This is a genomic window from Candidatus Accumulibacter phosphatis (genome assembly GCF_000024165.1).
GTDB classification, from domain to species: Bacteria; Pseudomonadota; Gammaproteobacteria; order Burkholderiales; family Rhodocyclaceae; genus Accumulibacter; species Accumulibacter phosphatis.
The window spans coordinates 1612341-1634127 of record NC_013194.1; the positions used below are offsets into that span (position 1 = coordinate 1612341).

19 protein-coding genes and 1 pseudogene are annotated in these 21787 nt (G+C 61.5%); 16 read left to right on the forward strand and 4 right to left on the reverse strand.

Translation table 11 applies throughout. The features are described 5' to 3' along the window. Window positions 1–10 precede the first annotated feature (10 nt). The 15 genes from asnB to CAP2UW1_RS07165 all read left to right on the forward strand — a co-directional run bounded on the left by asnB (window position 11) and on the right by CAP2UW1_RS07165 (window position 16827). The gene (gene asnB / locus CAP2UW1_RS07095) at window positions 11–1936 is read left to right on the forward strand and encodes an asparagine synthase (glutamine-hydrolyzing) (RefSeq protein WP_015765977.1); all 1926 of its coding nucleotides are present in this window, start codon (window positions 11–13) and stop codon (window positions 1934–1936) included. Next, window positions 1933–3147 carry a TIGR03087 family PEP-CTERM/XrtA system glycosyltransferase gene (locus CAP2UW1_RS07100; protein WP_015765978.1) on the forward strand — a complete coding sequence of 405 codons (1215 nt, stop codon included), beginning with the start codon at window positions 1933–1935 and terminating at the stop codon, window positions 3145–3147. The genes asnB and CAP2UW1_RS07100 overlap by 4 nt, the downstream gene beginning before the upstream one ends. Before the next feature lie 342 nt (window positions 3148–3489). Then, window positions 3490–5064, forward strand: a complete 1575-nt coding sequence (locus CAP2UW1_RS07105; RefSeq protein ID WP_015765979.1) for an ArnT family glycosyltransferase — start codon at window positions 3490–3492, stop codon at window positions 5062–5064. 23 nt (window positions 5065–5087) lie between these two features. Further along, the gene (locus CAP2UW1_RS07110) at window positions 5088–5417 is read left to right on the forward strand and encodes an EamA family transporter (RefSeq protein ID WP_199931592.1); all 330 of its coding nucleotides are present in this window, start codon (window positions 5088–5090) and stop codon (window positions 5415–5417) included. Beyond that, window positions 5407–6459, forward strand: a complete 1053-nt coding sequence (locus tag CAP2UW1_RS07115) for a glycosyltransferase family 2 protein (RefSeq protein ID WP_015765981.1) — start codon at window positions 5407–5409, stop codon at window positions 6457–6459. The genes CAP2UW1_RS07110 and CAP2UW1_RS07115 overlap by 11 nt, the downstream gene beginning before the upstream one ends. A gap of 176 nt (window positions 6460–6635) precedes the next feature. Continuing rightward, window positions 6636–6995: a hypothetical protein gene (locus tag CAP2UW1_RS07120; RefSeq protein WP_199931593.1), complete on the forward strand. Its 360-nt coding sequence runs from the start codon at window positions 6636–6638 to the stop codon at window positions 6993–6995. Between the two features lie 200 nt (window positions 6996–7195). Beyond that, window positions 7196–7465 (forward strand): glycosyltransferase, encoded by a 270-nt coding sequence (locus tag CAP2UW1_RS26000; protein ID WP_291911902.1) that lies wholly within the window; start codon window positions 7196–7198, stop codon window positions 7463–7465. Then, window positions 7462–8778, forward strand: coding sequence for a nucleotide sugar dehydrogenase (locus CAP2UW1_RS07130; RefSeq protein ID WP_015765983.1), 1317 nt, complete (start codon window positions 7462–7464; stop codon window positions 8776–8778). The genes CAP2UW1_RS26000 and CAP2UW1_RS07130 overlap by 4 nt, the downstream gene beginning before the upstream one ends. A gap of 11 nt (window positions 8779–8789) precedes the next feature. Next, on the forward strand, window positions 8790–9812 hold the full coding sequence (locus CAP2UW1_RS07135; RefSeq protein WP_015765984.1) for a transglutaminase-like domain-containing protein: 1023 nt from the start codon (window positions 8790–8792) through the stop codon (window positions 9810–9812). Next, complete coding sequence (locus CAP2UW1_RS07140) at window positions 9809–10942, forward strand: glycosyltransferase family 4 protein (RefSeq protein ID WP_015765985.1); 1134 nt, start codon at window positions 9809–9811, stop codon at window positions 10940–10942. The genes CAP2UW1_RS07135 and CAP2UW1_RS07140 overlap by 4 nt, the downstream gene beginning before the upstream one ends. Window positions 10943–11030: 88 nt before the next feature. After that, window positions 11031–11750 (forward strand): class I SAM-dependent methyltransferase, encoded by a 720-nt coding sequence (locus CAP2UW1_RS07145; RefSeq protein ID WP_015765986.1) that lies wholly within the window; start codon window positions 11031–11033, stop codon window positions 11748–11750. Window positions 11751–11835: 85 nt separating this feature from the next. Beyond that, the gene (locus CAP2UW1_RS07150; RefSeq protein ID WP_015765987.1) at window positions 11836–13209 is read left to right on the forward strand and encodes a phenylacetate--CoA ligase family protein; all 1374 of its coding nucleotides are present in this window, start codon (window positions 11836–11838) and stop codon (window positions 13207–13209) included. A 9-nt stretch (window positions 13210–13218) separates the two neighbouring features. Beyond that, window positions 13219–14529, forward strand: coding sequence for a putative O-glycosylation ligase, exosortase A system-associated (locus CAP2UW1_RS07155; protein ID WP_015765988.1), 1311 nt, complete (start codon window positions 13219–13221; stop codon window positions 14527–14529). A gap of 139 nt (window positions 14530–14668) precedes the next feature. Next, window positions 14669–15637, forward strand: coding sequence for an IS5 family transposase (locus CAP2UW1_RS07160; protein ID WP_015765989.1), 969 nt, complete (start codon window positions 14669–14671; stop codon window positions 15635–15637). Window positions 15638–15810: 173 nt separating this feature from the next. Continuing rightward, on the forward strand, window positions 15811–16827 hold the full coding sequence (locus CAP2UW1_RS07165; RefSeq protein WP_015765990.1) for a polysaccharide deacetylase family protein: 1017 nt from the start codon (window positions 15811–15813) through the stop codon (window positions 16825–16827). Window positions 16828–17119: 292 nt separating this feature from the next. On the opposite strand, the pseudogene CAP2UW1_RS07170 reads toward CAP2UW1_RS07165, so the two are convergent. Beyond that, window positions 17120–18090 (reverse strand): annotated as a pseudogene (locus CAP2UW1_RS07170) (IS110 family RNA-guided transposase). 703 nt (window positions 18091–18793) lie between these two features. On the opposite strand from CAP2UW1_RS07170, the gene CAP2UW1_RS25055 reads away from it, so the two are divergent. Beyond that, a complete protein-coding gene (locus CAP2UW1_RS25055; RefSeq protein ID WP_041567748.1) occupies window positions 18794–19390 on the forward strand; it encodes a hypothetical protein in 597 nt (198 codons plus the stop codon). Window positions 19391–19451: 61 nt separating this feature from the next. Here the strand turns inward: CAP2UW1_RS25055 and CAP2UW1_RS07180 are convergent, their stop codons facing one another. From CAP2UW1_RS07180 to CAP2UW1_RS07190, 3 genes are read right to left on the reverse strand one after another with little or no spacing between them, the layout of a single operon-like run. Next, on the reverse strand, window positions 19452–19649 hold the full coding sequence (locus CAP2UW1_RS07180; protein WP_012806121.1) for a hypothetical protein: 198 nt from the start codon (window positions 19647–19649) through the stop codon (window positions 19452–19454). After that, window positions 19646–20440 (reverse strand): ExeA family protein, encoded by a 795-nt coding sequence (locus CAP2UW1_RS07185; RefSeq protein ID WP_012806122.1) that lies wholly within the window; start codon window positions 20438–20440, stop codon window positions 19646–19648. The genes CAP2UW1_RS07180 and CAP2UW1_RS07185 overlap by 4 nt, the downstream gene beginning before the upstream one ends. A gap of 2 nt (window positions 20441–20442) precedes the next feature. After that, a complete protein-coding gene (locus CAP2UW1_RS07190) occupies window positions 20443–21765 on the reverse strand; it encodes a DDE-type integrase/transposase/recombinase (protein ID WP_012806985.1) in 1323 nt (440 codons plus the stop codon). Window positions 21766–21787: the final 22 nt, after the last annotated feature.

Below are 21787 nucleotides of genomic sequence, written 5' to 3' on the forward strand. Positions count from 1 at the left end.
AGGCCCCATCGTGTGCGGTATTCACGGCATCTATCGTTTTGACGGGCTCAGCGTCGAGCCTGGAACCTTGACCGCCATGGGCGATCGGACGCGTCATCGCGGCCCGGACGACGAGGGTAGCCATCTTGACGGCCCGTGCGGGATCGGCATGCGCCGTTTGTCGATCATCGATCTGGCCGGAGGTCATCAACCGCTATCCAACGTCGACGAAACCTTGTGGCTGGTGTGCAACGGCGAGATCTACAATTTTCGCGAGCTACGTCAAGAACTGCAGGGCAAGGGTTACCATTTCAAGACCGGCTCGGATTGTGAGGTACTGCTGCACCTCTATGACGCCGAGGGCGACGACTTCGTTCTCCGGCTGAACGGCATGTTCGACTTCGCTCTCTGGGATGCGCGTCGGCGCCGTTTGTTGATCGGGCGCGACCGACTCGGCGTGAAACCGCTCTACGTGCTGCAGGACTCGCGGCGGCTGGCTTTCGCCACCGAGGCCAAAGCCTTGCTGGGCTTGCCGGGGGTCAGCGCCGAACTCGACCGCGGCGTCATCGCCGACTACCTGCATCTTGGTTACGTGGCTGCGCCGGGCTGCATCTTCAAGGGGATTCGCAAGCTGCCGCCTGCGACCCTGCTGGCCGTGGAAAGCGGTCAGGTGCGCGAGTGGCGCTACTGGCGTCTGCCGGAACGTCTTACCCAGGGGCTCTCCGAGGGTGAGTGGGCCGGGCGAGTGCGGAGCCAGCTCGAGGAGTCGGTTCGCATGCAGATGGTCAGTGACGTGCCGATCGGTGCCTTCCTGTCTGGCGGTGTCGATTCGAGCGCGGTCGTCGCTTGCATGGCCAGGCATTCGGAGCAGCCGATTCGCACCTACGCCATCGGCTTCGCGGGTGGCGAAGCGGAGGCGCTGTACAACGAGCTACCCTATGCGCGCCGCGTCGCCGAGCTGTTTTCGACCCGGCACCGCGAGATTCTCGTTCGTCCCGATGTTGTCGCGCTACTCCCGAAGCTGCTGTGGCACATGGACGAGCCCTTGTCGGATACAGCCTTCATCACCACCTTCCTGGTTTCCGAGTTCGCGCGCCAGGACGTCAAGGTCATCCTTTCGGGGGTCGGTGGCGACGAGCTGTTCGGCGGCTACCGCCGCTACCTTGGCGGTCACTATGGCAGGCGTTATAGCCGCCTGCCGGAATGGCTGCGTCGTTCTGCGAGCTTTGCTGCCGGGCGCCTGCCGGCCGACCGTCATACAGGTTTCCTCAACACCCTGCGTCTGGCCAAGGGCTTTCTGGCATCAGCGGAAATGACCGCTGATGAGCGCTATCGCAGCTACCTGCAGGTGCTCGATCGCCAGGGCGTAGCGGCGCTGCTGCTGGAGCCCGGGGCCGTCGCCACCGATCCGTTGGCGCGCGCCTTTGCGGCGGCCGGCAACGAGGACGAATTGAACCGGATGTTTGCGGTAGATGCCGAGACGCAGTTGCCGGATGATCTGCTCCTGCTTACCGACAAGATGAGCATGGCCGTCTCGCTCGAATGTCGAGTGCCGCTGCTCGATCACGAACTGGTCGAACTGGCCGCTGGGATGCCGGCGCAGATCAAGGTACGTGATGGTCGGCTCAAACATCTGTTCAAGGCGTCGCTTGCCGACCTGCTGCCCGATGACATTCTCAACCGCAAGAAGCGCGGCTTCGGCACGCCGATGGGCGCCTGGCTCAAACGCGAACTCGCACCCTTGCTAAGACGACTGCTGGCGGCCGAGGTGGTGAGCACGCGCGGTCTGTTCCGGCAGTCGATGGTCGAGCAATTGATATCCGATCACGAAGCCAACCGGATAGACGGCACCGACATCCTGCTGGCCTTGATGAACCTCGAGATCTGGAGCCGGATCTATCTCGATCGTCGCGATCCCGGCGACGTTGCCGACGAACTGAAGGGTTACGTGGCATGAACATTCTCTACGTTTGCCACCGTTTTCCCTTTCCGCCCAAGCGCGGTGGCAAGATCAGGCCATTCAACATGATCCGCCATCTGTCGGCCAGCGGCCACCAGGTGACTGTCTGTTCGCTGGCCCGCTCACCCGAGGAAGCCGAAGAAGGGCGCGGCATCGCACCGCATTGTGCGGCGTTTGAAATGGCGCAGGTTTCCGACCCAGTGCAGACGCTGCGCATGGTCGCTCGCCTGCCCTTGGCGAAGCCTTCGTCGATGGGCTACTTCTATTCGGCGTCGCTGCGGCAACGCGTGCGCCGACTGCTGAGCGCGCAGCGGTGGGATCTCATCTTTGTCCACTGTTCGTCGGTCGCTCAGTACGTCGAACAGGTCCGCGATGTCCCGAAGATCCTCGACTTCGGTGACATGGATTCGCAGAAATGGCTCGAATACGCCAACTACAAGCCCTTTCCGCTGTCTCTCGGTTATCGGCTGGAAGGCAAAAAGATGCTGGCGGCCGAGAAGCGTCTGGCCAAGCTGTTCGACCTGTGCACGGCGACTACGCGGGCCGAGTGGGAGACGCTCGAGGGTTATGGTACGGGTGTCGCGACGGACTGGTTTCCGAACGGCGTCGATGCGGAGTTCTTCTGTCCCTCGGGTGAGCCGTATGACGCGGATACGATCAGCTTCATCGGCCGCATGGACTACTACCCGAATCAGGAGTGCATGGCGCGCTTCTGCGAGCAGATCTGGCCCGTGCTCAGGTCGCGTCGGCCGAATGTCAAGCTGCTGATCATTGGTGCCGACCCCTCGCCGGAGATGCGCAAGCTGGGCGATCTGCCCGGCGTGACCGTCACCGGCTCGGTCCCCGACGTGCGTCCCTTCGTTCGTCAGTCGGCGGTGATGGTGGCGCCGCTCAATATCGCCCGTGGTACGCAGAACAAGATTCTCGAGGCGATGGCGATGGGCGTCCCGGTAGTGACCAGCCGGGTTGCGGCGGGCGGCGTCGACGCTGAGTCCGTGAAGCATTTCCTTGTGGCCGACACGTGCGAAGAATATTCTGCAGCGATTCTGCGGATCCTGGATGATCCGGCGGAACGGCAGCGACTGGCGGTGGCCGGACGGCAACGCATGCTCAGCAATCATGCCTGGCCGCATTCGATGGCAAGGCTGGACGAGATCATCGACCGCTGCATCAGGAACTTCTCGCAAAGCAAAGGGAAACTCGCATGAAAATCAGTATCTTCGGTTTGGGCGGTTCCGATACGGTGAATCCCATCTACAAATCGTCAGGCAGGTCCGAGAGTAGGATGCGCAGCCTTCTGCGGGGATGGCTGGTGGCTGGGATGACACGGGTGTCATCGACGAAGCTCTGTCACGCAGGCGAGTGTAGTCCGGCAGCGATTCTCGGAGTTCATCAGGTGGTGGCCCACCAAGAGCCCGCATTCGACTGACCGCGCAGGACTCCAGAAGAATTATAGAATTCAAAGGGTTATAGATCATGAACTGGTCATGTGCTCTCATGAACTACATGTGTGCATGCGGTAGCGCCTACCGCTTTCGCTCGGCACGGCGATGAAACGCGGCTTGTTCGTCGATGTTTTTTCGCGCGAATTCGCGTTCGTGTCGTTGATTGCGGTGATCGCGGTTACCATTGGTTGGGTGGGTTTCACCGCGAGTGACGACCAATACTACTACTCGGCCGCGTTGAAGTGGCTCGAGGAGGAATGGTACTTGCCAGACCACTTTGGCCGCGTTCGCCACTCGATCTCCTTGCCGATTGCGTTGTCAATCAGTTTGTTCGGTGACCGTGAGCTCGCTGTGATCTTGCCGAGTACCGTCTACTACTTCGCGACGATTGGGCTGACCTTTGTGTGCGTTAGTCGGAGCGCCGATCGGACGGTCGCGTTTCTCGCGTGCGCGGTTTTCGCCACCTTTCCTGTGGTCGTTACCGCTGCCACGAACGCAACGGCCGATATCGCTGAGCTCTTCTGGGCCTCGGTTGCGTTCTGGTTGTTTTTCTACTCTTGGCAAGGTGGCCGCCTGCGTGCGGAGGCGCTTTTCGGTTGCGGTGTAGCGCTAGCACTGGCGTTCAGTGGCCGCGAGACGGTCATGGCGTTGGGAATCTTCGTCGCCGGGGCGATTCTTCTGGGTCACCGGATCGGTCGTGGGCAGATTGTTTGGGTTGTGGTGGGGGGCTTGGCCGTGCTCGGATCCGAGGCCCTGTATTATGCTCTTGCAGGTGGTGATCCGCTGTTACGGTTCTCCCTCCTACTGAACGGTATATCCTCGTCGAACGACCGTCCAGTGGCGCCGGCTTTCAGCGTCGACAGTAGCGGGTCGCTTCGTGTGCATCCGCTGCTTGATCCGTTGCTGCTCGTGCTTGCCCGCCAATTCTTCGGACTGGGTTACTGGGTCTTCTTCGCGGTCTTGTTGGTTGCGGTGAGCGGGCGACCATCGGTGGCTGCCCATGACCGCCCGGCGGCGCGCGAATTGCAGAGACTTGCGCTCTCCGCAGGGATGATCTGGTTTCTTTTCGTGGTCGCAACCCTGTGGCGAATCAAGTTACTTGGGCGGTACTACATCGCGCCGGCGTGGCTCTTTACCGTCGGCTCGGCGGCATTCCTGTGCGTGCATCAGACCGCAGTGACCCACCCCCGCCGGCTCTGGTTTGCGGTGAGTTGTGTCGTCGCAGCCAACTTCGCGGGGATAGGGTTGCAGAACAACAACCCGCGCTTGGAAGAGCGGGAACTCGCCGCATTCGCGGCAAGTTCCCACGAGCCGGTGTTCACTGATCCGTACACCGCACGCTATGCGTCGGAGTTCCTCCACTGGGCCGGGGTCCCGCCGGAACAGGTCGTGGGCGCCCCCCCGACTGACGGTGCGCTTTACTTCGTCGTGCCATCGCGCATCGGTGCTCCCAACCGCCTAACGCCGGAGTCGATGCTACCCGCACTCCAGGTCAGACCGGAGTGGGCGGTAGTGCGCAGAATCGAAGGCCCAACGGCGTTGCCGGCGTTCCTCGTGCCGGCGATACGCGGTACCACCTTCATCCCGGAGTGGCTGCGCGCTAAGCTGGCAGCCCCGCGCGGTAACTTGCTTGTTGTCCGTGCTGTGGCGCCTCGTACCACCAGAGAGGGGCCCCAGTGAGGCCGTGGCTTGTAGCGATGCTCATGGCCTATTCGCTGATGCTAGCGTCGGGTCAGATCCTATTTAAGATGGCGGCCGAGGACGCGCGCGAACGAGGGGGAAGCTTCGTCGTGGCACTGTTTCTTCAACCCCGGTTCATCCTTGCGCTTGCGCTTTACGGGGCACTGACGCTCCTGTGGACGTGGATTCTGTCGAAAGTGCCTCTTTCCCGTGCTTACCCTTTCGTCGCGCTCGCGTTCGTCGTCACACCAATCCTCGCGAATTGGTTGCTCGGCGAGCGCATTTCCGGCAGCGTGATGGTAGGAACGGCACTGGTAATGGCCGGTCTGATGGTGGTGGTTTATGGACAGTGAAACCGTGCGTGCCTGCTCCTTCGAGACAGCGGCCTTGCAGCCCGTACCTACGCCGAAAGTCCGCATTGCCGTGGTAGTCCCATGCTTCAGGGTGCGCGACAAGATCGTGGGAGTCATCGAAAGGATCGGGCCGGAGGTGGAGCGTATCTATGTCGTTGACGACGCGTGCCCAGAAGGCACTGCAGACCTTGTGCAGAGCGTCTGCCGGGACCCTCGGGTCGACGTCATTCGTCTGGCGGTAAACCAGGGTGTTGGCGGGGCTGTAAGCGAAGGTTACCGTTGTGCGTTACGCGACGGAGCCCAGATCGTGGTGAAGATCGACGGGGATGGTCAAATGGCGCCCGAACTTGTACCAGAACTGATCTCGCCGATTCTAGCTGGGCACGCGGACTACATTAAGGGCAATCGTTTCTTCTTCCTAGGCGGCGTTCGGCAGATGCCTGCGGTCAGGCTGGTAGGTAATGCGGTGCTTTCGTTCTTGACCAAATTGTCGACCGGCTACTGGCAGGTGTTCGACCCAACGAATGGGTTTACGGCGGTGTCGCGACAGGCGCTCCAGCGCTGTGACCTGGCTAGGGTCAGCAAGCGTTACTTCTTCGAGTCGGACATGCTGTTTCAGCTTGCGCTAGCGCGTGCGGTGGTCGCCGACTTTCCGATGAAAGCCGTTTACGCGGATGAGCAGTCGAGCCTGAGGCCAATGCGAGTCGTTGGCACTTTTCTCAGGGGACACTTGGTGAACTTCGCAAGGCGCGTCCTCTACACATACTTTGTTCGGGGGTTCTCGCTGGCCTCGGTCGAGTTAGTCATTGGGCTGCTACTGATTTTGTTTAGTATCGCATTCGGGGTAAGCGAGTGGATCACGTCGACCCGCATGGGTGCGCCGGCGACCGCAGGTACGGTGATGCTTGCAGCTTTGCCGGCAATCCTGGGCACCCAGTTGACGTTGTCTTGGCTGCACTTCGACATCCAGAGCGAGCCGCGGATTCCAATCACGTCGCTGACGGAGACGAGCTGCGGTGCCCGTACTAAGATCGACAACTGAAATGACGGCGAGAAGGGCGAGGTGATGGCCGACCATCTCACCCAGCGGGTATGGGTCTGGGACGGCGAGGCGCCGTCGGCGCGCCGTCGGCGAGCCGCTGGCATCTCCTGGCACGACGGGAACTCGATGGGACGAAACTCAAGTTCGGCCTGTCCAATGCCAAACCCAGCGCTTCCTTGCGCCGTCTGGCGGAAATGCGGGGAGCGCTCCATTTCGTCGAGCAGTCCTTCCGGGAGGCCAAGAGCGCCTGCGGCATGGCCGAGTATCAGGTCCGCCGCTGGCAGGCGTGGCACCATCACATGGCCCTGGTCATGATCGCGACCATGTTCCTGGCCAAGGAGCGCATAGCCCATCGCGATACGGCCGAACTTCTCTCCTGCCGCGACTTGGTGGAGATCATGCGCCATCGGTTGCCCACCAAGATCGTCACCGACGAAGACCTCGCGGCATCCATCATCGATAGGCATCGACGGCGGCGCCAAGCCATGGAATCTGCCTATCGAATGCAATCTGCCATGCTCTCAGCATCAGATTGAAAGGCAATCTGACAAAGTAGAATTAGGTTGATCATTGGTGCCGATCCCTCGCCTGCGATGCGCAAGCTGGGCGACCTGCGGGGCGTTACCGGCACCGGGTCGGTGCCCGATGTCCGTCCGTTCGTCCGCCAGTCGGCACTGATGGTGGCGCCCTCAACATCGCCCGGGGGACGCAGAACGAGATCCTCGAGGCAATGGCTATGGGTGTGCCGGTGGTGACCAGCCGGATCGCTCCCGGTGGTGTCGACGCTGAACCTGTGACACATTTCCTTGTTGTCGACAGCGCAGAAGAATATTCTGATGCCATCCTACAGGCTCTGGACAAGCCAACCGAGCGGCAGCGACTGGCGGTGGCCGGACGGCAACGCATGCTCAGCAATCATGCCTGGCCGCATTCGATGGCAAGGCTGGACGAGATCATCGACCGCTGCATCAGGAACTTCTCGCAAAGCAAAGGGAAACTCGCATGAAAATCAGTATCTTCGGTTTGGGCTACGTTGGTGCCGTGTCGCTGGCCTGCCTTTCGCGTGATGGTCACGAGGTTATCGGGGTCGACATCGACGCCACCAAGCTCGACCTGATCATGGCCGGCAAGACGCCGGTGGTCGAGGAGGGAATGGTCGATCTGATGGCCTTCGCTGCAGCCAGTGGCCGCGTCGCAGTAACCACGGACGCCCAGCAGGCGGTGCTCGACAGCGAAATTTCCCTGGTTTGCGTAGGAACGCCATCCGCGGCCAACGGCAGCCAGGATCAGGGTGCGATCCTGCGTCTGGCGGCAGAGATGGGGCGCGCAATCGCCGGCAAGAGCGCGCCGCACATCGTCGTCTTTCGCTCGACCCTGGTGCCGGGCACGGTTGAGGACGTGCTGCGGCCGATCATCGAAGACGAGTCCGGCAAGAAGGACGGCGTGGACTTTTTCCTCTGCTTCCAGCCGGAGTTCCTGCGCGAAGGCTCGTCGATCCGTGATTATGACAAGCCCCCCTTCACGGTCGTTGGCGCCAACCATGCCTACCCGGTCGAGCGCCTGCGCGAACTGTTCGGCAATCTGCCATGCCGCTTCATCGAGACATCGGTTCGCTCGGCCGAGATGATGAAATATTGTTGCAACAACTTCCATGCGCTCAAGATCACGTTTGCCAATGAGACGGCACGCCTGTGCGCGGCACTCGGCGTGGATGCCTTCGAGGTGATGGATCTGGTCTGTCAGGACACACAGCTCAACATTTCGACGGCCTATCTGAGGCCCGGGTATGCCTTCGGCGGTTCCTGCCTGCCCAAGGATCTGCGGGCGACTACCTACCTGGCCAAGATCCACGACGTCGACATCCCGATGCTTGGTGGCATCATGCAGTCGAACCGCAATCATCTCGATCTGGCGCTGAACAAACTGCTGGCCTTCGGCAAGCGCAAGATCGGTTTCGTCGGGCTGTCGTTCAAGACCGGCACCGACGACCTGCGCGAGAGCCCACTGGTGACCCTTGCCGAACAACTCATCGGCAAAGGCATGCAGCTTGCCATCTACGATCCCGAGGTTCACCTGGCAAGCTTGCTTGGCGCCAACCGCAACTTCATCGAGAAGCATCTGCCGCACATCGGACAAATGATGCGGGCGGACTTGGCGGAGGTCATCAATGAGTCGGAAGTGCTGGTGATCGGGCTATCGGGGCAGGCGATCGCCGAGACGCTCGCGAGGTCGTGCCGGGCCGAGCAGGTACTCCTTGATCTGGTCCGGCTACCGAACCCGGCGGCAATCCCGGCGGCGGTCCACGGACTGTGCTGGTAGGATGATGTAGCGTGTCGGCAGCTGTCCGTTTCTGGCGCCGAGGTGTCTGGATCAGCTTGCTGGTGCTGGTGGGAGCGCTGCTCTCTCTGGCGCCATACCTGAGCAGTTCGACCGAGATGGTTCGCATGCGCAACGCTCTGGTCTTGGTTGCCGGCAACGAAGGCGATCTTGCTTGGACGCCGGCCAACGTGCCGGCTGACTTCTTGCTTGAGCGTGGCGCGCCCTATCCGGAGTTCGTCGATGCAGTCAGTCGCCTCGGGTTGGACGGGATGCCGTCCGACTGGGAACGAGCGGTCGCCATCAGTCAACATCTGCTCGGTTCAAGTCCGGTGTTGTTGGGCGGCGCAATCCAGTCCGACCTGCTTGACAGCTATCGGCGCATCGTTGGTACCGGCGAAGGCTACTGCGGCGATTTCGCCCGCGTTTTTTCGGGCTTGGCGCTAGCGGCCGGTATCCCGGTGCGGAGCTGGGCTTTCTCGTTTGATGGGTTCGGCGGTCATGGGCACGTCTGGGTCGAAGTATGGAACCGCGACATTGGGCGTTGGCAGCTCCTTGACGTGTTCGAAAACAACTACTTCGTCGGTGTCGACGGCGTGCCCATGTCGGCGCTCGAGGTCCATGCGTCCATGCGCGCCAACGCCACTACCGTGCGTCTGCTGCCACTCCATCCGACGGCCCGCTCCGGCGCTGCGACGCCGGAGCGGGCGTGGGAATACTACCGCCGTGGCCTGGATGAGTGGTATGCCGTGTGGGGCAACAATGTCTTCTCCTATGACCAGGCGCAACTCGTGCGCACCTTTGGCTCGGTGTCGCGTGCGCTCGAACAACTCGGCGGTATCGTTCAAGGCGTATATCCGGGCGTGAGGATTCTTGAAGAGCCGAACAATCGACGGCAGGTCGAGGCCATTCAGTCGGTGCGCAGCCACCTGTTGTGGGTCGGCGCTACGGGTGCTGCTGCCCTGCTGGTGCTGTTGGTCTGTCTGGTCGCCTGGTGGACGGCAGGGCGGCGCTTGGCGGCGCGAGGCGCACGGTGAGCACTTTGGTCGACGCAGCACGACCGATCCTCGCGGACGCCGATCTGTGGCCGGCCGTTTGCGTTGTCGGGCCACTCCCACCGCCGTCTGGTGGTATGGCGAACCAATGTGAGCAACTCGTTCGCCTCCTGCGCGATGAAGGCGTCGAGGCCGAGTTGGTGTGTACCAACGCGTCGTATCGACCGGCATGGGCAGGCAGACTGCCTTTCTTGCGTGCAGGTTTTCGCTTGCTGCCCTACTTGCTGCGCCTCTGGCAGGCCGCGGGGCGGGCGCAGGTGATGCACGTCCTTGCCAACTCGGGCTGGAGCTGGCACTTGTGTGCTGCACCCGCACTGCTCATTGCCCGACTCCGAGGGACTCCGGTGATCATCAACTACCGAGGCGGGAACGCCGATGCATTCTTTGCGTCGGCACCTCGCCATGTGCTCCGCATGCTTGCCGGCGCATCGCTGCGAGTGACCCCTTCGAAGTTCCTCTTCAGGGTTTTCTCCCGCTATGGCCTGTCGGCCGAAGTGGTTCCCAACATTATCGATCTGTCTCGTTTCGTACCGGGGCGCGCGCGAATGTTTGGCGATGCGCCGCATCTCGTGGTTACGCGTAACCTGGAGCCTATCTACGACATTCCGACAGCGATCCGCGCTTTCGCGCGAATCCGGGATGGTTTCCGATGTGCGCGCTTGACCATTGCCGGTACTGGGCCGGAGCTTTCGCGCCTGGAGGCTCTGGTTGCCGACCTTGGTCTCCAGACCGCGGTGAGCTTCACTGGACGCATTGCCAACGCGGATATACCGGCGCTTTACGCATCGGCGGACTGCCTGCTCAACCCGAGCACAGTCGACAACATGCCGGTGTCGATACTCGAGGCGTTTGCCAGTGGTGTGCCGGTTGTCAGTACCTGTGCGGGTGGCATTCCTGACTTGGTCGAGCAGGGCGTCAGTGGCCTGCTGGTGCCGGTCGGCGACCATGCAACGATGGCCACTGAAGCCCTTCGCGTCTTGCGGGATGCCGGCCTGGCTGCGGCTCTCAGGCAGGCCGGCCTGGAACAGGCACACACGTACGCCTGGCCCCGAGTACGGAGGCAGTGGCTTGACGCGTATCGTCGGGTTGCTGCCGAACGAAGAGAATCCTGAGTATTACGTGGTTTCGGTCACCGTCCATGCGGAAATCGTCGTGCCCGAGAGCGCTGGAACGCTGTGACCTGTCCTTTGGAAAACTGCCATGACTGCCCTTTCCGAAACACTGCTGCGGAAATACTACGCCAACAGCCCGCATCCCTATCGGGTGTATGAGGAGCGCGTCGAGTCCTTGCTGACACCCGACAGCGTGTTGCTTGACGCCGGCTGCGGTCGCACCGTTCCGGTCCTCAGAAAGTATCTGGGACGAGCACGCGGCCTCATCGGCGTGGAACTGGTGAGTTTCACCGATGTTCCTCCTGGAATCGACGCCTATAACGCTGATCTTTCGGCGATGCCGTTGCCTGACGCGAGTGTCGACCTCATCATCTCGCGCAGCGTGTTCGAGCATTTGACGGACCCGGAAGCGGTGTACAAGGAACTCTCGCGCGTCTTGCGCCCCGGGGGGGCAGTGCTTTTCCTGACCGCCAACATGTGGGACTACGGTACGCTGGTGGCGCGTCTGGTTCCCAATCGCTTTCATGCCCGAATCGTCAGCAAGGTGGAAGGAAGGGCCGAGGAGGATACCTTTCCAACAGCCTATCGGACCAATACACGCGCCGACGTCGAACGGCTGGCAGCGTCGGCACGGCTCACAGTAGAGTCCTTCGAGTATCTGAGCCAGTATCCGAACTATCTGATGTTCAATGCTGGTCTTTTCTTCCTGGGGACCTGCTACGAGAAACTGATCAGTCGTTTCGACAGTCTTGGCTTTCTGCGCGGCTGGATCCTGGTAACGCTGCGCAAACCTGGCGTGGTGCGTTGATCGGTATTGCTGGTGGGACGGTCAGCCGGAGATCGCGACCCGCCAACCAACACGCGAGCAGTGTCTATTGCACAAGGAGAAGTGCTTGAGTCTGTATACCGGGATTTGTTCGCGTCTTCTGTTCCCGCTGCATGAACGCCTCAAAGGCCACGATTCGGTGGCGAGGCGGCAGCGGCTGGAGAAGAGCCAGTGGTGGCCCGTGGATCGCGTAGCCGAGGAGCAGGCTCTGCGCTTGCGCGACTTCCTGGTGGCCATCGGGGCGCGAGTCCCGTACTACCGGGACTTGTTCCGCCGCCTGGGCTTCGATCCTGCAAGCGTCCGTACAACGGCCGAGCTGTCGCTGTTGCCGCTGCTCGACAAGCCGGATATACGGGCCCATGTCGAGCGGCTGAAGGCGGATGGCCATGGACCGCTGACGCGCTACAACACCGGTGGATCGTCGGGCGAGCCACTGATCTTCTACATGGGAAAGGGACGAAAGAGCCACGACGTTGCGGCGAAGTGGCGCGCTACACGGTGGTGGGATGTGGACATTGGCGATCGTGAACTGGTGGTCTGGGGCAGTCCGATTGAACTCGGTGCCCAGGATCGGCTTCGGCGCCTGCGTGACGGAATCATGAGAAGCCACCTGTTGCCAGCTTTCGAAATGTCAGCTGCGAACCTCGACCACTTCGTCGACGCCATCCGCGACAGACGTCCAGCAATGCTCTTCGGCTATCCTTCGAGCCTCTCGTTGATCGCCCAGCGTGCGCAGCAGAGGAATCTGGATATGCGTGGCCTTGGAATCAAGGTGGTTTTCGTGACTTCAGAGAAGCTGTACGATCAACAACGCGCCGTGATCAGTCAGGTGTTCGGCTGCCCAGTGGCCAATGGCTACGGGGCGCGCGATGCTGGCTTCATCGCCCACGAGTGCCCTGCCGGCAGCCTGCATCTCAGCGCCGAGGACATCGTTGTCGAGACCGTACGTCCCGATGGCAAGCCGGCAGCGCCTGGGGAACCCGGTGAGATCGTCGTCACGCACATGGCGACAGGAGACTTTCCGTTTGTTCGCTACCGTACGGGAGATATAGGTCTGCTGAGCGACAAGACCTGTGCCTGTGGTCGCGGTTTGCCGGTTCTGGAAGACGTCCAGGGACGTACCACAGATTTCGTCGTTGCGCGTGATGGGACCGTGATGCACGGCCTCGCGCTGATCTACACGCTGCGCGATCTACCGGGTGTCGAGCGTTTCAGGATCGAGCAGGTATCGATCGACCAGACGCTTGTCCAGGTGGTTGCCGGGCCGGCATTTGAGCGGGCGTCGGAGGAGCGGATCGTGCGCGACTTCAAAGCGCGCCTGGGTGAAACGGTTGATGTTCGGGTCGATAGGGTTGCCGCGATTGCCAGCGAGGCGTCCGGCAAGTTCCGCTACGTCGTCAGCCGTGTGTCGGCCGCCACATCCCAAGCAACTCGCAACTGACCGACGACCATGCGTGACATTCTGATTACGTTGATCATCCTCGGTCTCATTCCCTTCATTCTGGGCAAGCCGAGGGTCGGTGTCTACGTCTGGGCCTGGCTGGCGATGATGGTTCCGCATCGAATGGCCTTCGGGTTTGCTCAGACCATGCCGTTTTCCCACATGGTGGCATTGGCCACTCTCGCCGGCTTCCTCTTTTCGCGCGACCGACACCCGTTTCCCTCGTCGTCCATCACCACGACCTACCTGCTGTTTCTGCTATGGATGACGGTGACCAGTTTCTTTGCCATTGATAGCGGGGCTGCCATATTCGACCGGTGGGTTTTTGTCGTAAAGATTCATTTCTTTATTTTTCTCACTGTGATGCTGATACGTGGACGTGAGCAGATTGAGGCTCTGCTCTGGGTGATTACGCTATCAATCGGTTTCTATGGAATGAAGGGAGGCCTTTGGACCGTTACTACCGGCGGAGGCGGGCGCGTATGGGGGCCCGGAGGCGGGGTGATCGCGGGGAACAATGAGCTGGGAGTCGCTTTGGTCATGGTCGTCCCATTCATGTACTACCTTTTTCAGACAGCCACGCACCGCTATGTGCGTTACGGGATGGTCTTTCTGATCGCGACGAACTTCCTGGGCATTCTGGGCACCCAGTCGCGGGGTGCCCTCCTGGCGGTGGTGGGGATGACTTTTTTCGTGGCCATGAAGAGCAAGAAACCGGTGTTGACGACACTGATCCTCGGCGGTGTGCTCCTGCTAGGGATTCTTTTTATGCCAGAAACATGGACTGGCCGCATGAGTACCATTGAATCCTTCGATCAGGACTCGTCGGCGATGTCGCGAATCTATACCTGGAAGACCCTCTGGACATTGGCGCTGGACAGACCTCTGGTTGGTGCCGGCTTTAACGCGGATATCCCCACAGTCTTCGCCATGTATGCTCCGAGAGACATGAGTTTCGATTGGCAAGGCCAGGTCTACGTAGCCCATAGCATCTATTTCCAGGCGCTGGGTGAGCACGGCTTCCCCGGCCTGCTTCTCTACGTGCTCATCGGGATTCTGGCGTGGCGAAAGGCTAACGAGGTGGCGGCGAAGGCGCGGCACGAACCGGAATTTGCCGCGTGGGCGCCCCTGTTGATGCGAATGTCGCAAGCCAGCCTGGCGGGGTTTGCAGTCGGTGGTGCCTTCCTGTCGTTGGTCCATTTCGACCTTCCGTACTACATGGTCGGTTTCGTGGTTCTGGTTGACGCGACGATCAATGAAAGGCGCAAGTCCGCCAGCACAAGAGAAGTTCAGGAGGCAGTACCCAGACCGACCTCCTGAGTCGCCGATCCCGCGTGCTTCCACCGCTAGCCGTCGGCAGGATCGATCGCTCTCGATCAATACGGACCTGCTGGTCGTTGATGTAGTATATTGGCATGATCCCGGGTGTGGCGGGGTGTGGGTGTCCGAGGAGGTTGGCATGGCAATGCGAGTGAAGCTAGAGACAGGCGAGGTGGGCCTCAGACAACGGTATCGGGTGACGAACTGGTCGGAGTACGACCGGGCGCTGGTCAATCGAGGCAATCTGACGATCTGGTTCGACGAGGCGAGTATCCGGGGCAGTTGGACGCCGCCGCGTCCGATCGGGCGCGGCAAGCCCGGGTGGTACTCGGAGACCGGCATTCAGACGTGCCTGACAATCAAGACCTTGTTCCAGTTGCCGTACCGCGCGACGGAAGGACTGATCAAGTCGCTGATGCGCCTGTGTCACCTGGACCTGCCGGTGCCGGACCACACCCACATGTCGCGACGTGCCGGAGAGCTTTCGGTGAAGATACCGCGCCGCCCGCGTCAGGGGCCGACGCACGTGGTGGTCGATTCGACCGGTCTGAAGATCTTCGGCGAAGGCGAATGGAAAGTGCGTCAGCACGGTGTCGGCGAGCGCCGCACTTGGCGCAAGATCCATCTGGCAGTCGACGAAACCACCAAGGACATCATCGGCATCGAAGTGACCACCACCGCTTGGGGCGACAGCGAAATCTTGCCCGGCCTGCTTGACCAGATTGAAGGCGAGATCGCCCAAGTCTCGGCCGATGGCGCCTACCACAGCCACGGCTGCCATGCGGCGATTGCCGAGCTGGACGCGCGTGCCACCATCCCGCCACGCGACGGGGCGGTCACGTGGGGAGGCGACCACGCTCGCGACGTCATCCTCCAGGAAATTGAAACCAAGGGACTCGACGGCCGGAAGAACGATAGCGGCTTCCACCGGCGCAGCATTGCGGAGAACATGATGTACTGGTTCAAGCAACTGGGGGACAGCCTGTTCTCCCGGCGTTTCGAGCGACAAGTGAACGAAGCCCACGTTCGAGCCGCCATCATCAACACCTTCACCTACCTGGGCATGCCGCAATCCGTCCGGGTAGGGCAAGTTGCGCCTGCTGCATGACGAATGACGGGAAATGGGGGAACTCATGCCGGAAATGAGAAATCCCGTTTCATGGAATATTGGCATTGGCTAATAGTGCACCACCGCCAACCTGCTGCGGTTCGTCCGCACTATTGTTGACGGCGCGTCCTCCGGCAACTGATCCGAGACACTTTTTGTGAAATAGAGGGACTGTGGAACTCTTGACCGCAACACTGGCGAAGGCAACCCTCGGCGCTCTGGATGTCATCACCCCGCGCCGATTGTCGATCCTCATCTATCACCGCGTGCATGCCCGGCCGGACTCCCTATTTCCGCACGAGCCCGATACCAGGAGCTTCGATCAGCGCATGCGCTTCGTCGCCCGGAGTTTCAATGTCCTGTCCCTGGGAGAGGCCGTCCATCATCTGGCTGCGGGTACCTTGCCACCTCGGGCGCTGGCGATCACTTTCGACGATGGCTACGCGGACAACGCTGAAGTGGCATTGCCGATTCTCCGTCGCCACGGGCTGACAGCGACCTTTTTCGTGGCCACCGGCTTTCTCGACGGCGGCCGCATGTGGAACGATTCCGTCATCGAGTGCTTGCGTACCAGCACCAAGCCAGCGCTTGACCTTGAGGCGTTTGGCCTGGGGCGGTTGCCGCTGCCCGAGCTCAGCGACCGCCGGGCAGCTATCGAGCAACTTCTACCGCGCATCAAGTACTTGACGCTTGCGCAGCGGGAGGAGGCCGTTGTTCAATTGCAGGCGATAACCGGGGTCGCCGCCTTGCCTGCCGACCTGATGATGCGCACCGACCAGATCCGGGCGCTGCATTCGGCGGGCATGGAAATCGGCGCGCATACGGTCAGGCATCCCATCCTTGCGTCCCTGACCCTGGCGGAAGCGGAAATCGAGATCGTTGAGGGCAAGCGCTGCCTCGAAGCGATGGTCGACGCGCCGGTCGACGTCTTTGCCTACCCGAATGGCAAGCCGGGTCAGGACTACCAAGCGGAGCACGTCAAGCTGGTAGAAAAGGTAGGGTTTCGCGGTGCTGTGACTACCTCCAGAGGAGTCGCGCAAACTGGCGATGACTTGTTCCAGCTGCCGCGCTATACGCCTTGGGGTAACGCTCTGCCAGTGTGGTCGATGCGCTTGCTGGCGCATCAAAGGCGTCGGGATTTCCAGTTGGCCCCTCCCTGCGCGAACGGACAGCGATCCAAGCCCGCGTGAACCGGCAAGCTCATTCGGGTCTATGCCGTTTCGTGTGGAACGGGCCTCCAGCCGCCCTCGATTGCCACCGATGCAGGGCAACCCCAAGCCGCATTGCCGCGCGCGTTGATGGCGCTGTCAAGGGCGGGCGCAGCCCGGCGAAGCGAACCCTTTACTGCGTCAGAAACGCTAATACGCTCAAGGGCCTGGGGCTGGTTGCGGCTTCTCGCGGCCAGATCCCGAGCCCGTCCGGCGGCGAGGACTTCCCCGCCCTTGGGGCGGGGTTAGCAACTGTGTTCGGTGTCAAGCGTTTTCAGGCGCATTTGTGATGCCCTGGGTTCCAAGGGATACCCGATTTGACTATGGCATTCAAGATCGTGAGGACTTTGTGCATGCAAGCGACCAGCGCCACTTTTTTGGGCTTTCCCTTGGCGATCAGGCGCTGATGAAACGCCTTGATCACGGGGTTGTAACGGACGGCACTGAAGGCGGCCATGTATAGCGCGCTACGTACGGCTGTTCGACCACCCCAGGTGATGCGTTTGCCCTTGTGGCGACCGCTTCCGCGTTCAATGGTGCGACACCGACCAGCTTGCCAATTTGCGCATGCGAGAGTTGTCCCAATTCGGGCAACGCCCCCATCAAACTCGCTTGCGTGCAGGGCCCAATCCCTTTGAAGTCTTTGAGCAAAGCGAGCTTGTCGGCAAAATGTGCTTTCAGCATGCCGCTCATGTCGTTATCAACCGATGCAATCTGGCGGTCCAGCATCTTCAGTACCGCCTTGATACTTTTATGCTGCGAGGGATGGCTTTGGGCCAAGCGGTTTCCTTCCGCCACGCGCATGCCGACCAACTGGTGGTGGCGTATGAGCAAGGCTTCCAGCGCCTCCTGGTTGGCATCGGGCAGCTTCATCAACAGCCGCTCCCGCTGCGCTGACTGGTGCAGCGTTCGTGCAAAGTGCGATAGCACCCGCGCGTCAATGGCGTCCGTCTTGGACAGGTATCCCATGGATTTTGCGAAGTCTCGCGCCTGCCTGGGGTTGACCACCATCACCGCCAGCCCGGCCGCACATAGCGCGGCGGCGGCCTGCCGTTCGAAGCCTCCCGTGGCTTCCAGGAGCACCACACCAATGCGCTCGGAAAGCGGGATGAACTCCTTGACCAAGGCCTCGATCTCTCGGCCGGCGTTAGCGATACATCGGGTCTTGGATTTGTCGTCTACCGCCACCTCCAGCGTCTCTTTGGCAACGTCAATACCAACAAAAATCAATTCAGAAGCGTTCATCTCAGGCCATCCTTGCAAATACGAGGTCACGGCCTTGCGACACGCGCCAACCAGCAACTGTTCGGTATTCAGACAAACGGGCAACCAGGCATGCCAAGTGCTAACCCACGGGCTTGAGGTCCCAGAGGGGCGTCGGGCTATGCCTGGCCTTCCGAACTCCTTCCCGCAACATCCATGCAGCAATCGGCGATGCACACCTTGGGGCTCCGCCCCAAACCCCGCACTCGCCGTGAGGCAGCGGCCGGGGATGATAAACCCTCCCCGACCACTCCCTCGAGTGTCATTGGCCTCCAGGATGTCAAGAGGCTTTCGCGGCATAAACGCGAGAGAAAAAAACCTCTCTCGCATATATTCCACGGTCCTCTTGACATCCTTCCAGCCATCAATTCACACCCTCCTCCAATGAACGACAAACCACAAAACGAAAGATACAAGGGGTGGGGCGCCCGAAGGGCTCAGCTTGGGGTGCCGGGGCCCCGTTCCACACGAAACGGACTAAACCCGCTCATTCCTTACGCCGGAGGACGAAGAGAGCCAGGGTCTCGCCACTCGGATGTCAAAGTGGCGTGAGCCCAGGATCCTTGCCCGGATGTCGTCATCCCAAGCCGCTCTCTTGCGCTTCATGCGTAGCCGGTTGTCAACCATGTAACTTCTCAGAAAGTGGTGGAACTTTCCCGTGCATGTAGCTGTTAACTGTGCTTAAATGCGCTGGATGCTTTCGCCGCCAGCCAGATTCCCATTTGAGTTGCCCTCGCCGCTGCCGGAGGACGGCTTGCCGTGGTTGCGGTCACTGGTCGCGCGTCTCGACCAGCTTGCTGGCGAGAATGCCGAACTGAAGGAACGGGTGTTGCAGCAGGCCGAAACGATTCGGGAGTTGCGGGACGAGATTGCCGTGCTCAAGGGTCAGATGGGTCGGCCAGCGATGAAGCCGAGCCGGATGGACGAGGAGATGGACAAGGACAAGAATAACCCGACCGGCGGCAGAGGGCGTGGCAAATACCGTAATTCTGGTCAGCCGGCGAAGACCGCCCGCCTCGACATTCATGAAGAGCGCACGATGGCAGTCAACGACGTGCCGGAAGGTTCGCGCTTTCTCGGCCACCGCGCCTTCACGGTGCAGGACCTGAGGATCGGGCCGCACAACACCCGCTTCCTGCTCGAACGGTGGGCGACCCCGGACGGCCGGGTACTCACGGCGGCCTGCCCGCCGGATCTGGGCGGACTGCATTTCGGTCCGGGCCTGTGTTACGTCCCGCGATATCTGGAACTCTTCAACCCGAGCCATTCGAGGTTGAGATGATGGCAAAGTCCCACGCTGACGCCGGAAGAAGAGGTTCCGGCGTCAGCGTGGGACGAGAGGGCTAGAAGGGCTCGCCTGGAGGTATTCTCCAAGGGGCTTCGGGATCGTAGAGGTTCATCTGACGGCTGCGGTGGCGGCGAAGCTGGACGAGGTAGCGGGCCTCACAAGCAGCGGCGAGTTGGTGAAGGAACTCGCTGATCGCCGCCGCACTTTCGTCGGAGAGGCCGTCGGGGAAGAGGGAGTGAGGGCGGCGTTTCATCGCAACTCCTCGATAGCCGCTTGCAGCAGATCGTCGGGCAAATGATTGAGTGCGCGCGGCACCGCCAGACGCATGGCGGTGCGCAGGATGCGCCCGGCGTGGCGCGGCAGGCCCTTGCTGGCTTGGCGCAGGAGTTCCAGGCCGGAATCGGTGAGCAGGGTATGCGCACACCCGGCGCTCTTGAGGGCATGGCCGACGAGTTGCGCAAAGCGCTCGCGTTCGAGCACCGGTCGCAGATGCACGCGTGCCTGGATGCGGCCGGCGAGTGCGGCGTAAGACGCCCGTTCGAGGGTTTGGGCGAGGATCGGGTGACCGACCAGCCAGACAGTGATGAGATCGCGCGAATCGAAGGCGAAGTTGAGAAAAGCGGGGAAATCGCGGAAGAATTCGGGTGGCAGATTCTGCGCCTCGTCGAGGATCCAGACCGGCAGAAGTTGCTTGGCGTCGGCCAGATGATGGATATGCGCCTTGATGTCGCGCCACAGTTGGGCGCGACGATAACTCGGCTGAAGGCCGAGGGATTGGGCCAGGCACCGGTAAAGGTCTGCCCGTCCGAAATCGGTCTCGGCATGGTAGATGACTTGGTAGCGATGCGGATTGAGCTTGGCGGTCACGAGGCGCAAGGCGGCCGTCTTGCCCACGCCGGCCTCGCCGGTCAGCAGGCCGAGGCCCGGCGATTGCAGAAGCCACTGGAAGCGCTCGGCGAGTTGCGCCAGCGCACCGTCATCCCACAGCTCGGCGGCGTCCTTGCCCAGAGGCGGATGGCGCAGACCAAAGTGTTGCAGATACATCTTCAGTCTCCTTTGCGGTCGTAATACTGACGATAGGTGAGTTCGATCAGATTCGGGCCAGACGGCGAGGCGGGAGCGGCGTCTGTCGGGTCGGATTTATTTCGTTGGCGATCGAGATTGCCCAGGGCATCGAGCGGGGTCGCGGCGCCGATCCCCTTGCCGTGCTCGTCCTCGACCTCGATGACCGCCCCGCTATGCGGATCGACGACCAGACACACCGTCTTGCCGGAGAGTTCGAAAGGCACTTCGAAGCGCGCCCCCTGATACGACACCGTGCCATCCTTCCTGACTCGACGGCTGACGCGATACCGGAACAAGGCATCGAGCTGCGCGGCCAGCGCTCCCAGCGAACGAATCTTCGACAAATCCTGCTGGTAGCGCGCGAGCGGCGTCATCCCGTCGAGGCCGGCATGCGGCGTATGGTGATAGACCCGCTCCAGCCAGGCCCAGAGACGCGCATTGAGGTCCTCGAAACTGTTGATGTGGCGCTCGTCGAGTTCCGACAGGAACTGGTCGCGGCAGGTCCGGTGCCAGCGCTCCAACTTGCCCTTGCCCTCGGGCGCATAGGGCCGGCAATAGATCAGGTGAATGCCCAGGCGGGCGCAGATCCCCTGCAGGGTCTCAGCGCGGTAGGCCGCGCCGTTATCGACGACGAGCTTGATCGGGATGCCTCGCTTCAGCAGCGCCTGCTTGAGCACCCCTTCGATGTCGAGCGCCGTTTCGCCGGGGCAGAAAGCGCTGTGAGCCACCAGACGTGAGGCATCGTCGAACAGCGAGACGAGATACCCCTTGACGAGCTTGCCCTCGTGAGGCACGCGGGGACCGTGCATCACATCGCCATACCAGATGGCGCCCGCGGAAGCGGCGACGAAGCTGCGCTTCTCCTCGGGCAGGCTGGCCGAGCCGCTGATCCGCGACAGGCCGTGCTGTTGCAGCAGCCGGTGGACCGTCGAGCGCGACAGGCTGCCGCGAGCCACCGTTCCGGTGGCTTCGAGCAACTGGCGAATCTGACGGATCGAGCGGCGCGGGTTGTCGCGCTTCGCGGCAAGGATCGCGGTCTGAATGGCTTGCGATAGCTTCGATTGCCCGCGGTCGATACGGGTCTTGGGTGTCAGGCCATCGATGCCCTGGGCAAGGTAAGTGTAATACCAGCCCTGAATCGTCTTCTCGGCAACATGGCGCCGACGCGTGCCGGGAATGGTGTATTCGCGCTCGGCCAGGGCGCGGATGGTCTGCTGCAATTCGCCGTGATCCAGCCGTTCCCGGCTGGTCAGCGAACCCAGGACGGACAGGCGAAACAAGGCGATCGGATTGATTCGATTCATGACGACTCCTCGGGGTGAATGG